The following is a 13,557-nucleotide window of genomic DNA, read 5'->3' on the forward strand; positions in this document are numbered from 1 at the left end:
TCGCGCATTTCGGCAGCACGCCGGGCGCCATGCGTGAGCATGCGCTCAAGATTGTAATCGCCGCGCTCGCGCCAATCCCAGCCTGGGAAGCTGGCGTCGAGCGAAGCGATGACCTCATCTTCGACACCTGCAGCGCAGGCCGACAACAGACATTCGGCGGACAGGGCCTCGATCCCTTTTATCATGATCGAGCGAATCATCTTGATTGCGCTGGCAGCGCCGATATCGCCTGCGATCACGCGCGGCTGGCATCCCAAGCCGGCAAGATACGCGGCACCGTCGACGGCATGCGGTCCACTGACAAGGAGCGGAACCTTCGCCAACGCCGGGCGCACCGGCGCCATCACGGCGACGTCGATGTATTGACCTCCGGCATCGGATATGGCGCGGCAGGCCGCACGCTTCGTTTCAGGCGCAACGCTGTTGAGATCGAAATACATGGTGCCGGGCGCTAGCGCCGAAGCGGCCGCTTGCGCGGCGGCAAAAGCCTGATCCGCGGTCACGACGCTGACAACGGCGTCGGCGCCGGATACGGCAGCGACGGTATCCCTGCACCCGCTCACGCCGTAGCGCGCGTAATCGGCTCGCTTCGCGTCAGTCTGCTGCGGGTCGTCGGTCTTGCGATCGTAAGCACATATGGCGACGAGGCGCTGCATCGCCCATCCTTCGCACAGTGCCTGCGCCGCTTCTCCGAAGCCGATGAATGCTAAGGGTGTTTCTCTCTCCACACCCGGCGCGTTAGACCGATCGCGAGTGATCACGCATATCGGAAAGGTTCGCGGCCTATTGCTTTTTCGGAAGTCCAAGTATCGCACACCGTTCGGAAAGTGTCCACGAACGCGGCCTGAAGAGCGGTCGGTCGCCAGTCTTCGCGATAGGTCAGCCCGATTTCCCTTCGCAGCGAAGAGCCGATGTCACCGATCTCGGTAAGCAGGCCCGCTCGCTGATCGAAAAGGAACTGATCGCGTGACATCAACGATAGCCAGTCACCCTCCAGCAGCACCCCGCGCACTACGAGAAGAGATCCGCACTCGATGCGCAAGCGCGGCGGCTCCATGCCCCGGTCGATGAACATCTGCTCCCAGCGTTGCCGCACCGGAGTGCCACGCGCCGCGATCACCCACGGAAAATCCAATAGCTTGTCGAAGCTGGCATCGGTCCCGCTCAGCGGATGGCCGGATCGTCCCACGATGACCGGATCGTCGGCGAACAAGGGTTCCTGCACGACGTCGGCCACTGGCAGGGGATCGCGCATCGCGCCGATAAGCAGATCACTTTCGCCCTGCCGCAGCATGCTGAGCAATTCGAGGTAGGGGCCTTCGATCACATTCACGCTTGCTGCGGGGTAGCGTTCGGAAAACAGAGCAAGCGCCTTTGGCAGCAGTATGGCTCGGGACAATGGCATGGCGCATACGATCAGCCGCCCTCCCTGCTTTGCGCCGATGCCCCTGAGTTCATCCAGCCCCGCCAGCAACTCGGAGCGCGCAAGGCGGGCAAATCTCAGGAACCGCGCTGCCGCAGGGGTGGGCTGCACTGTTTTCCCCTGCCTCATCAGCAAGGGCACTTCCATCTGCTGCTCGAGATCGCGGGCCGAGCGATGCAGCGCGGGTTGGGACAGGCCGGTGTTCAGAGAAGCCAGGGCAAAGCTACCAGCGTCATCCACCGCTATCAATGCACGCAACTGGCCCAGAGTGATACGGCGTTCGATGTTGGGCAGGGGCGACAGCCGGGCCGCCCGGCGCACACTTCGCCCGCCGCGAACGATGTAGGCCAACGCGCGCTCGATCCGCGTACTCAGAAGCTCCCCGGCTTCGGTGGCGACAGCGCCCCCGGTCTGCCGGGCGAACAGCGTCGTGCCCAACTGCGCTTCCAGCTTGCTCACCGCTTGGGTAAGTGCCGGCTGCGATAGGTTAACGGCGCCGGCAGCTGCGCTGATGCTGCCAAGCCGGGTCGCGGCGGCGACTGCATTGAGATGGCGCAGGTTGAGGTCGAGCGGGTCAATCATCGCAACACTTCAGCATAACTTATGATCGGTTTGCAAATCGACTTTGCGCCCGGGAGCTCTCTGGAGTTCTAAGCACGCCATAACCTTTGGGATGCAGGATACGCTATGGCTAGAGTGGTGACCAGTTTCGAACGCGCGGACCGTGAGGTTATCGCAGGGCTTGCGGTCGCGGGTGTAGCGACGGTGCACGAAGCACAGGGACGAACCGGGCTACTGGGTTCGCGCCTTCGCCCAATTTATTCCGGCGCGCGTATCGCGGGTTCGGCAGTGACCGTTTCGGTCCCACCGGGCGACAACTGGATGATGCACGTCGCCATTGAGCAATTGAAAGATGGCGACATTCTGGTCGTAGCTCCCACCAGCGCATGCGAGGACGGCTACTTCGGTGACCTGCTGGCAACGTCCGCGATCGCCCGTGGCTGCCAGGGTCTGATCATCGACGCCGGCGTACGCGACGTCCGGGATCTGACCGAGATGGGCTTTCCCGTATGGTCGAAGGCAATCTTCGCGCAGGGCACCGTCAAGGCGACGCTCGGTTCGGTGAACATCGACATTGTCTGTGCGGGCCAGCAGGTCCGGCCTGGCGACGTGATAGTCGCGGATGACGACGGCGTATGCGTCGTTCGGCGCGAGGACGCCGCAGAGGTATTGGCCAGATCCCAGGCCCGCGAAGCCAATGAAGAGGCGAAGCGGCAGCGGCTCGCGGCCGGCGAACTAGGCCTGGACATCTACGACATGCGCGGTCGCCTCGCTGAAATGGGCCTGCGTTATGAGTGAGGGCATCCGCGCCATGTGGATGCGCGGCGGTACGTCGAAAGGCGGATTCTTTCTGGCCGAAGACCTGCCTGCCGATCCCGCTTTGCGCGACGCCTTTCTCCTGCGTGCGTACGGCTCCCCCGACGCACGGCAGATCGACGGGATGGGCGGGGCCGATCCGCTCACCAGCAAGGTCGCCATAGTATCCCGATCCGTTCATGACGGCGCCGATGTCGATTACCTGTTCCTGCAGGTGTTCGTCGACGAGGCGATCGTCAGTGACAAGCAGAACTGCGGCAACATGTTGGCGGGCGTCGGACCGTTCGCGATCGAGCGGGGCCTCGTGGTGCCGGCAGGCGACGAAACCGACGTCGCGATCCACATGGTCAACACCGGCAAGATCGCCGTCGCCACCATCCAAACGCCGGGCGGACGTGTGACCTACGCTGGCGAGGCCCAAATCGACGGCGTCCCCGGCACTGCGGCTCCGGTCGCGCTTGCATTTTCCGACATCGCAGGCTCGACCTGCGGCGCGTTGCTTCCCACGGGAAACGTTGTCGACGATATGGAGGGCGTACCGGTGACGCTCATCGACAACGGCATGCCGTGCGTCGTATTGCGTGCTGCCGATGTCGGTATAACCGGTTACGAGGACCGCGCGTCACTGGATGCGAACGACACCTTGAAATGCAGGATCGAGGGGATCCGTCTTGCCGCCGGGCACCGCATGAACCTCGGCGACGTGAAAGACCAGTCCGTTCCCAAGATTATGCTCGTCGCCTCGCCGCGCGCGGGCGGCGCCATCTGCGTGCGCTCCTTCATCCCCCACCGATGCCACGCCTCGATCGGCGTCCTGGGCGCGGTCAGCGTCGCAACGGCATGCCTCCTTGGCGGATCGCCGGCGGCGGAACTGGCGGCCGTCCCCAAGGGACGCCGAAAGACCCTGGATGTCGAACATCCGACCGGCGCGACAGCCTGCGTCATTGACATCGATGAAAATGGAATCGTGGTTGGCGCCGGGATGCTGCGCACGGCCCGAAAACTTTTTGATGGCACACTGTACGGCTGATCCAGCCAGCCAATCATTCTTCAGAAAGAAGCAAAAACAATGAATGACCTTGGAGAGACGACGAAGCCGCGTAGCCGCGGAGGGATCGTCGGTCAGCTCTGGTTTCAGGTGCTGGCGGGAACGCTGATCGGAATATTGCTCGGCCACTTCGCACCCGAAATCGGTGTGGCGATGAAGCCGTTGGGCGACGCATTCATCAAGCTCATCCGCATGATGATAGGCCCGATCATCTTCGTCACCGTAGTTCACGGCATCGCCGGGATGAACGACATGAAGAGCGTCGGCCGCGTCGCGCTCAAATCGATCATCTACTTCGAGGTCATCACGATCCTCGCGCTGATCTTCGGCCTAGTGGCGGTCGATCTGTGGCAGCCTGGCGCCGGCATGAACATCGACGCCGCCGCCATCGATACTGCCTCCATCCAGAGCTATGTCGCCACCGCGCATGACCAGTCGATCACCGGCTATTTCATGTCCATCATTCCCGACACCTTCGCCAGCGCGTTGGCTGAAGGCCATGTGCTGCAGGTTCTGTTCGTTGCCGTGCTCTTCGGCCTTGCGATCGCCTCAATCGGCGAGCGGGCCAAGCCAGTCATCGATGTGATCGAAAGCGCTTCGCAGGGCTTCTTCAAGATCATCGGCTACATCATGTACTTCGCGCCGATCGGTGCGTTCGGAGCGATCGCGTTTACGGTCGGAAAGTTCGGCACGGGATCGCTGCTGTCGCTGGGCGAACTCATCCTCGAGTTCTTTGTCGTTTGCGCCCTGTTCACCGCGATCGTGCTCGGCGGGGTCTCGCGGTGGTGCGGCGTCAGCCTGTGGCGCGTGATGGTCTACATCAAGGACGAGATCATCGTGGTGGCCGCAACCACCTCGACCGAGACGGTGCTGCCGCGACTCATCCAGAAATTGCGCAAGCTGGGGTGCGAGGAAAGCGTCGTCGGTTTCGTAGTTCCGGCGGGCTATTCCTTCAACCTGGACGGCACTTGCCTCTATCTCACCACCGTCGCGGTTTTCCTCGCGCAGGCAACCAACACGCACCTGACATTCTGGCATGAGCTGGGTCTGATCGCGGTTCTGCTGCTGACCTCGAAGGGTGCCGCGGGCATTGCCGGAGCAGCATTCGTAGTCTTGGCCGCAACGCTGAACACGACCGGGACGATCCCTGTCGCCAGCATCGCGCTGATCCTGGGCATCCACCGTATTCTTGCCGAGGGGCTCACCTTCGTGAATCTGATCGGCAATACGGTCGCGACCATCGTCATTGCGAAGTGGGAAGGCAAGCTGGACGAGAAAACCTTGGCAGCCGCAGTCGGCACGAATGCCAGCCGTCGTCGGCTCGGGCTGGATATCGCCGCCTAAAACCGCCTTCTAACGCAACAAAAGAATAAGCCGGCCGCCGCCTTGAGCGGCCGGCAGAGGAGAGATCATGCCTGTTTCCAACGCCCTTGCGGCTGCTCTCGCACTGTCGTCAGCTCAGGCGGCAAACCCGGAACTGCCTTTTGGGTCTCCCCTGATCGTCTCGATCCGCCCGGTTGATCAGCAATCGGCCGAGAGCACTGCAGCGCCTGTCTCCCGCCAGAGCGATGCCGGTGATGCTCCGCTTAAGCTGGACGCTGACAAGCACCCTTCAACGAAACCGGCCGGTCAGGCTGAAGCAGGTAGCGGAATTTCTGGCTTTCAAAGCACCAGTCCGATTGGTCGCGGGCTGCGTCGCCTCAAGCGTGATGGCGTCACCCTAAACTTCGACGTCGTCGACAATGTTGCGGGCAACCCAATCGGCGGGAACGACCAAGGCGTGCGGGAATCCCGTTGGGTCAGCGCCGGCACGGACGTGGATCTTGAAAAGCTGCTTGGCTGGTCCGGTACGAAGCTCCATGTCCACGGTGCCTGGTTCACGGGCGATAGCCTTGGGCGCGAAGTGATTGGCAATTCGATCAGCTTCCAGCAAACATGGCGTCCCGTAAGCGGTCCGCGCCTAACGCAGCTGAATATCGAACATGATTTTGGTAAGCTAAATGTTCTGGCCGGACGGGCAGCCGTCAATAGCTATTTCAACAACTCGCCTTTCAACTGTGTGTTCATGTCGAACACCAGCTGCCTGACCGCGTACGGTGGCATCAGCGATATCGGCATCACAGCGTTTCCGAATTCATCCTGGGCAGCCAAGGTGCGCTACGATCTGGACAAGCGCAGTTATGTCCAGCTGGGTGTTTTCGAATACAACAACGATTTAAATCTCAAAGGAAAAGGTGGCCTCGATTTCTCGTTGGGCAAAGGGACCGGAGCGCTTGTTGCCGGCGAGCTGGGCTATCAGACGACGTTCGCGCAGGAACGTCTTCCCCGGCGCTATAAGGCAGGATTCTACCTGAACACAGACGGTGGAACGAGCCCATTCTACGACATTAATGGCGGATCGTCGGCATTGACCGGCCTTGCCCGCGCGCCGCTGAGCGGCAGCCGCCTCGGCCTGTATGGCATGGTGGACCAGACGCTCCATCGGGCACCCGGAGCAAGCAATCGCAACTTCGCTGTATTCGGCCGTGTTTTCTTCAATGTCGGCAATGTGCAGCAACTCGACTGGTTCGCCTCGGCAGGGTTCGTCAAAACCGGCACATTCAAGGGTCGTGATGACGATACGATCGGCTTCATCGTATCGAACACGCATTTCAGTGACCAGCAGATTGCCTACCTGCGTGATCGACGCGCACGGGCCGGTGGCACCGGATCCCCTGCGCAAGACGAGGTCATCGCTGAGCTGAACTATGGTTTCGCGGCGCTTCCGGGTCTGCGCGTTCTTCCAAATGTGCAATATGTTTTAAATCCCGACCCCATCTACGTACCAACGCGTAAGACCGATGTGCCGAATGCGCTCGTCCTTGGCGTTCGGGTTGACCTGAAGCTAGCGCAGCTCTTTGGAGGCTAATGCAGCATTCGCGCCGCCCTAACCGTGGTTATCGAGCGAACGGCTCAAAATTTTCTGAGCCCGTTTGAGCCCCCAGAACACCTTCAGTCGGATGGCAGCTTCTGCATGAGCCCGCTAATCATTGAGCGGCAGCTGGAAGACGGGTTCTGGTTGGCAGCGGCGTCCGCGCGAGCGTCAGCTATCCCCGTGATCCAGCTCCAATCCGGACGTTCGCCTATCGGCCAGGCCAAGGCATTCAGAATCGGGAAGCTGCCGGTCCGCACCTGGGAGCGCAAAATCCAGAGCTGAGTGACCGACAAGGGTCGAGGGCGGCAAAGGCTTCTACGCGCCCATCCACGCCGTTCAACTGGGAAAATGGCGCGCCTATGAGCAGCCAGTCCGCTTATGACCGGGGCTGGGACTTTGCAGTCTTTCCTCGCTTATCGTAAATCGTCAGCTTTTAGAGCGTAAGCCGCCGTTCACGCTTGTGCGGCGTGGAACATTTCAAATCATGCTTGATCAGGACGACTAGTGGCGTGCGAGCCGGAGACCGTAGCGCTCTTGTCGGATATTTCTTCTGGCCCAACGTTTCCGACGGCCGCCGATACGCCTGCACTCAACGCTGCCATGCCGTAAGGCTTTGTCAAAATAATAGCGCCCGGTAGGTCATGCTCTACCGATGCGTCGCCCGTTGCAAACACGATGGCAATGCCCTCCCGCAGGGAGCGGGCTTTTGCGGCAAATTCGGGACCGGAGAGCCCTGGAAGGTTGACGTCCGTCACCAAACAATCGACGCGAACAGTCTGCAAGGCGGTCATCGCGTCTTCGGCATTGCCAGCGTCGACTACGACAAAACCGGCGGCCTGCAGCATGTCGGCAGTATTCATCCGGATCAGGTCATCATCTTCAACCAGCAGAACGGTGATCGACGCAGCCGTTGGTTGGGCTGCGGTCGAATCCGTGCCGGCAGCGCTAGCAGCGCCGTGATCGGTAACGCCGCGCTGTTTCTGGTTGGCGAGTACATGACGGAACCTGCGTGCGAGTGCCTCACGCGTATAGGGTTTGGACAGCAATTCGACGCCCGCATCGAGTTTGCCGCCGTGAACGATGGAATTTTCGGTATAGCCCGACGTGAACAGGACCGCGATATTCGGAAGTCGTTCGCGCGCCTTGCGTGCGAGTTCGGGGCTCTTGAGGGTTCCCGGCATCACGACGTCGGTGAAAAGGATATCGATCGGCACCCCGCTCTCGATCACGTTCAATGCGCTCGCGGCGTCGACGGCCTTGAGAACGCTGTAACCCAGATCGGTCAGTGTCTCGACGACAGTGGCACGTACCTCGGCATCGTCTTCCACCACCAGCACGGTCTCGGTGCCGCCGGTGATAGGACCGCTATCGACAATGACCTCGAAGTCCTCGGCCTGCATCGCGCGAGGCAGATAAAGCTTGACCGTCGTGCCTTCGCCAAGTTCGGAATAGATCTTCACGTGCCCGCCGGACTGCTTGACGAAGCCATACACCATCGAGAGTCCAAGGCCCGATCCCTTGCCTTCACCCTTGGTCGAGAAGAATGGTTCGAAGACCTTCTCTCGGATCTCGGCGGTCATTCCAGAACCGGTGTCGGAGACAGCTAGCATCACATATTGCCCCGCGACCACCTCATCGTGTGTGGCAGCATAGTGGTCGTCGAGATGCGCATTCCCGACCTCGATCGTGAGCTTGCCCTGCCCCTCCATCGCATCGCGCGCATTGATGGCCAGATTCAGCAAAGCGTTCTCGATCTGGGCAGGATCGATGAACGTGTTCCAGAGGCCGCCGCCCACGACGGTCTCGATCTCCACAGCTTCCCCGATCGCCCGGCGGAGCATGTCGTCCATCCCCCGGATGATGCGCGTCACGTTTACGACTTTTGGCTCGAGCGCCTGGCGCCGGCCAAATGCAAGGAGCTGGGATGCGAGCTTGGCGCCGCGCGAGACGCCGGCCATGGCATTGGCCACGCGCCGCTCGGCACGGTCGTTGCCCGCTATGTCTTTCATCAGCAATTGGAGATTGCCGGAAACAACCTGCAACAGGTTATTGAAATCGTGGGCGACGCCCCCGGTCAGCTTGCCGACCGTTTCCATCTTCTGTGCCTGGGTCAGTTTGGCTTCGGCCTTGCGGCGCTCATCGATCTCGGTGATCACGCGCGCTTCGAGGTCTTCGTTCAGCAACTGAAGTTGCTCTTCGGCGCGCCGACGATGACGAGCCTCACGTGCGAGGTTGTCAGCCTGTTCGCGCAAGGTGGCTTCGGCGGCACGCTGATGCGTGATGTCCGTATGTACACCAACCCATTCGATAACCTGTCCGGCGTCATCGAGGAGGGGCAGCGCGCGGATCGCGAAGGTTCGCCACGTGCCGCAATGACGCCGCACCCGATGCTCGAACACGAACATAGACCTGGCCGACACCGCAGCGTTCCACGTCTCGATCGTTGCGGCCGTGTCGTCAGGATGGACAGCGTCAGCCCAGCCAAAGTTCTGATATTCGTCAATGGATTGCCCGGTCAGTTCGGCCCAACCGGCCTGCTCGCCAATCATCCGTCCATCCGGACTATTGGTCCATAGCACCCCGTGGACGGCATCCATCGCCGCCCGGAAGCGGCCATTGCTGACAACGAGCGCCGCTTCGCGTTGTGCGCGCTCCTCGATATCGATGGCCAGCACGTGCACGCCGTGGACCACTCCGGCATCGTCGATGTGGGGAATATACCGCAGTTCGCAGCGGCGGTTCTGGCCATCCTTGCGCGGGAGGATCGCTTCCGTCGAAAAGCCTTCGCCCGCCAGCGCCCGGGCGATCGAGGGCCGGCGATCCTCGTAGACCGCTTCTCCGACAACTGCGGCAACCGGCTTGCCGATGATAGTGTCGGGATGCGGCCCGAACCAGTCTTCGTAACAGGCATTGGCGAAACGGTAGACATGATCGCGGTCGACGTAGGAAACGAGTAGCGGCAGCGCGTCAGTGATCCGGCGCAGTTCGGCCTCGCTTTCTGCCAGGCGACGTTCCGCATCGACACGGCCACTGTTATCGACGATCGTGCACATCACGCCGCCGACCTGACCGTCTGTCTGGTATACGGGGGTGTAGAACAGATCGAGGATCATCGTTTCCGGACCGTCGGGACGATGGAACTGGATTGGCTGATCGCGGTGCGCTACGATTTCGCCCCGCATGCCTGCTTCGAGGATCGGCCGGTTCCATTCCCAGACCTCGGGAAAGGCCTTGGCTACCGGTGTCCCGAGCGCAAGCGGATGGCGGTCCCCCGCGATAGCCCGATACCCGTCGTTGTAGAGCATGACGTGCTCCGCTCCCCACATCAGCACCTTGGCGACGGGAGAGTTGACGATGTTGGCGACGGTCGCCCTCAGTTCAGTAGGCCAAGACGCGCTATGCCCAAGGATGGTTGCCGTCCAATCGCGTTCGCTGATCAGGCGCCCACATTCTCCTCCGCCATGAGGCCAACCCTCGCTTACGCCAGCAAGGGCATTGTCCTGCCCGCGCAGGAGATCAAACGCCGCCGAGATGATTTCGTCGGAACTGCCATAGTCGCCTGATTTGATACGCTTCTCGACGTAAGCGATCAGCTCTGGCGGGAGCGAAATAAGGCGGGGGGACGGGGACGTAGGCATGCCGATCTTTTGCTGGGGAAGCGAAGCGAGTCAATGATGCTGACCCGAGTATCTAACCGGGTCCTGCCGGTGCGACGTTACTGACGTGCACCGCAATGGGCTGGTTTCTTTGGCCGGGTGACAGGTTTGCAGATGGCCTCCCCCCGATGGAATGGCGTTGCTGGTTTGGTCGACTTCCTCCAAAAACTTGGCTAGCGCATTGGCAAACCTCACCGATCGGCTTCGCATCATGACCGTTGACCTGACAAATTGCGATCGCGAACCGATCCATATCCCTGGCAGCATTCAGCCTCATGGCGCGATGCTGGTATGCGATCCCACGACGACCCAGGTGGTGTATGCCTCGCAGACGGCTGAAAACCTCCTGGGCAAACGCAACTCGAGCCTTCACGGTCTGTCGCTCGCCGAGGTCCTGGGTGCGGATGCCGCCCACGATCTTCGCAATGCAGCTGCCAAGGCGGGTGGCTCGCACCTGGCCGGCGTCCTGCTCGGCGTGTCACTTCCGAACCTCGATGTACCGATCGATGCGGTCATCCACCGGCACAAGGATTGGCTGTTCATCGAGATCGAGCCGACATCGATTCAATCCAGCGCCGCGAAGGACGCGTTGGACATGACACAAAACCTGGTCAGGCGGATCGGACTGGAATCGACCGTTGATGACATCGCCAAGATAGGTGCCCGGCTGATCCGCGGAATGCTGGGCTATGACAGGGTCATGGTTTATCGGTTCCTGCACAACGGTGCGGGCCGCGTCATTGCCGAAGCCAAGGCGAGCCACCTTGAAAGCTTCATGGGCCAGCATTTCCCCGCATCCGACATTCCCTATCAGGCGCGCCGTCTGTATCTGGTGAACACCATCCGCATGATCGGCGACGTGAACTTCGCGCCCGTCCCGCTCGAGCCGCCGCTGAGGGATGGCGCCGAACCTGTCGACATGTCCTTCGCGCAGCTGCGCAGCGTGTCGCCCATACACTGCGAATACCTTCGAAACATGGGGGTCGCCGCATCGATGTCGATTTCGGTCGTTGTGGATGGCGAGTTGTGGGGCCTGATTTCCTGTCACCACGATACACCCAAGGTTGTGCCGATGCCGCTACGCGTCGGCGCGGAACTATTCGGACAATACTTCTCCATGCAAATGGCGCTGGCCGAGCGACGCTCGGCTTTGGTCGCTGCGAACGAAGCTCGCCAGCGCCTCGGCATCATCGCCGGCGAAATCGCGCCGGGGGAGCCTCTCAACGAGGCGTTATCCCGGCATCTCGGCGAATTGAGTAGCCTCATCGCCAGTGACGGCGCCGGGGTGTCGATCAACGATAGCTGGACGGCAATCGGACGAACGCCGCCCCCTGATGACATCGTGGCCCTGGTGGAGAAAGTTCGATACCTCGCGGATGGCAACGTGTGGGCAACAACAAATCTCCGCGCCATCGGTGAACTGGTCGGCGATTATGGATCCGAGGTCGCAGGGGTGCTGGCCATCCCGATCTCGTCAGTTTCGCGCGATTATCTGCTGCTGTTCCGCAGCGAAGAGGCATTCCAGGTGGAATGGGCCGGCGAGCCGGTCAAGCAAATCGTCAGTGGTCCCCTGGGTGACCGGCTCAGTCCTCGCGGCAGTTTTGACACGTGGCGCGAGGACGTACGCGGACAATCACGGCCTTGGAGCGACGCGGAAATGGCCGTCGCTGAGGCCATTCGCGCGTACCTGCGCGACGTGGTTCTTCGCTACAACGAAGCTACTGCAGACGAGCGAGACCGGACCGAGCAGCGGCGGCGGGTGCTGAATGACGAACTGAACCACCGGGTCAAGAATATCCTCTCGCTCGTCAAATCGATCGCCCGGCAAACGGGCGCGAACGCGGCTAGTGTGGAAGATTATGCGGCGTCGATGGAAGGAAGACTGCGTGCGCTGGCTTTTGCCCACGACCAGTCACTGGAAACGGGCAGCGGGGGCAATCTGGAAACACTTATCGAAGCGGAGGCCAGTCTCCACCGCTATGGAAGCGCAGCGGATCGCGTAAGTGCTCAGGGCCCCGCCATCGGCCTCTCCGAGCGGACCTTTGGCGTGGTGGCTCTGGTTGTCCATGAGCTGATGACCAATGCCGCCAAGTATGGCGCGCTTTCGAACGATACCGGCCATCTGGCGATCTCCTGGACAATGACCGAGGGAGGTGATTGCTGTCTCGTCTGGCACGAGCACGGCGGGCCAAGAGTTTCGCCCCCGACTCGCACCGGTTTCGGAAGCAAGCTTATCCAGACCACCATGGGATACGATCTCGGCGGTTCGGCCGAGATTGACTACGACCCTTCGGGACTGAGGGTAAAACTGATCATTCCAGCCAGGCACCTTGGCCCTCATCGCAGCGGCGTCACTATGGCGCCCACCGAATCGCAATCCATTGGCGGCGTGGCGTTCCGCGACCTCGACGTACTGCTTGTCGAAGATCAGGCGCTGATCGCGATGGACACCGAAGAGATGCTCACGACGCTGGGCGCGAGCTCCGTGCGTCTGGCGGCCGATGTCGCGCAGGCAAAAAATGAGATTGCCGTCGCTTTACCGGACTGCGCCGTCCTCGACTTCAGTCTGGGAGATGATACGTCTGCTGAAATTGCGGACATCCTGCTTTCAGCGGGTGTACCGTTCGTCTTCGCGACAGGCTACGGCGATAATGTTCTGATGCCTGACCGATTTCGGAGGATTCCGGTCGTCCGCAAGCCAGTCACAGGTACCGTATTGGCAGATCATATTCAGAAAGTTCAAGCGGATCTGGCAGTCTGACGCATGCTATCTCATCGCCGGTCGAAGCCCTCGATCGGCGCGGTGGTTAGGTGGCCTGCGATAATTGGACCACAGGCGTCCGCGACAATTTTTGAGATTCATTGAGGAAACTTTCACGCTAAGATAGTTATAAAAGCAGCGGCTGCGCCCTACAGTGATGCCGATCGAAGCTCTAGAAAGGGCGCTTGACGGTGTCGAGAATGACTATGCCCCCCGCCGGTCCGGGGAACCTGCCAACGATCTTCATGCTCGCGTAGCCGCACGATTTGGCCTCGTGCCGAACTTTTTCCAGACCGCCGGTGATGCACCCGGGCTCATCGACGAGCTACCGGCCGGATGGGGTCTATTAGCACAGTTAGCCCGAGGGCTGCCATCGTT

General features: G+C 61.1%; 8 protein-coding genes. 5 read left to right on the forward strand and 3 right to left on the reverse strand.

The features are described 5' to 3' along the window. Together ACYPYD_RS02525 and ACYPYD_RS02530 are read right to left on the reverse strand one after the other, a co-directional pair. Positions 1 to 656, reverse strand: a 656-nt coding sequence (locus ACYPYD_RS02525; RefSeq protein ID WP_459661951.1) for an NAD(P)-dependent oxidoreductase, incomplete at its 3' end; no start/stop codon positions are given. A gap of 101 nt (positions 657 to 757) precedes the next feature. Then, entirely contained in the window at positions 758 to 2,005 is a 1,248-nt protein-coding gene (locus tag ACYPYD_RS02530; protein WP_459661952.1) for a LysR family transcriptional regulator, read from the reverse strand. Between the two features lie 105 nt (positions 2,006 to 2,110). Between ACYPYD_RS02530 and ACYPYD_RS02535 the strand changes: the two genes are divergently transcribed. The 4 genes from ACYPYD_RS02535 to ACYPYD_RS02550 all read left to right on the forward strand — a co-directional run bounded on the left by ACYPYD_RS02535 (position 2,111) and on the right by ACYPYD_RS02550 (position 6,756). After that, complete coding sequence (locus ACYPYD_RS02535) at positions 2,111 to 2,782, forward strand: 4-carboxy-4-hydroxy-2-oxoadipate aldolase/oxaloacetate decarboxylase (protein WP_459661953.1); 672 nt, start codon at positions 2,111 to 2,113, stop codon at positions 2,780 to 2,782. Continuing rightward, a complete protein-coding gene (locus ACYPYD_RS02540; protein ID WP_459661954.1) occupies positions 2,775 to 3,830 on the forward strand; it encodes a 4-oxalomesaconate tautomerase in 1,056 nt (351 codons plus the stop codon). Before ACYPYD_RS02535 ends, ACYPYD_RS02540 begins: the two co-directional genes overlap by 8 nt. Positions 3,831 to 3,869: 39 nt before the next feature. Further along, positions 3,870 to 5,192, forward strand: a complete 1,323-nt coding sequence (gene dctA / locus ACYPYD_RS02545; RefSeq protein ID WP_459661955.1) for a C4-dicarboxylate transporter DctA — start codon at positions 3,870 to 3,872, stop codon at positions 5,190 to 5,192. A gap of 67 nt (positions 5,193 to 5,259) precedes the next feature. Continuing rightward, positions 5,260 to 6,756: a carbohydrate porin gene (locus ACYPYD_RS02550; protein ID WP_459661956.1), complete on the forward strand. Its 1,497-nt coding sequence runs from the start codon at positions 5,260 to 5,262 to the stop codon at positions 6,754 to 6,756. A gap of 488 nt (positions 6,757 to 7,244) precedes the next feature. On the opposite strand, the gene ACYPYD_RS02555 is transcribed toward ACYPYD_RS02550, so the two are convergent. After that, entirely contained in the window at positions 7,245 to 10,400 is a 3,156-nt protein-coding gene (locus ACYPYD_RS02555) for a PAS domain-containing protein (protein WP_459661957.1), read from the reverse strand. A gap of 229 nt (positions 10,401 to 10,629) precedes the next feature. On the opposite strand from ACYPYD_RS02555, the gene ACYPYD_RS02560 reads away from it, so the two are divergent. Further along, complete coding sequence (locus ACYPYD_RS02560) at positions 10,630 to 13,179, forward strand: HWE histidine kinase domain-containing protein (RefSeq protein WP_459661958.1); 2,550 nt, start codon at positions 10,630 to 10,632, stop codon at positions 13,177 to 13,179. The last annotated feature ends 378 nt before the right edge of the window (positions 13,180 to 13,557 follow it).

The organism is Novosphingobium sp. 11B, assembly GCF_054589055.1.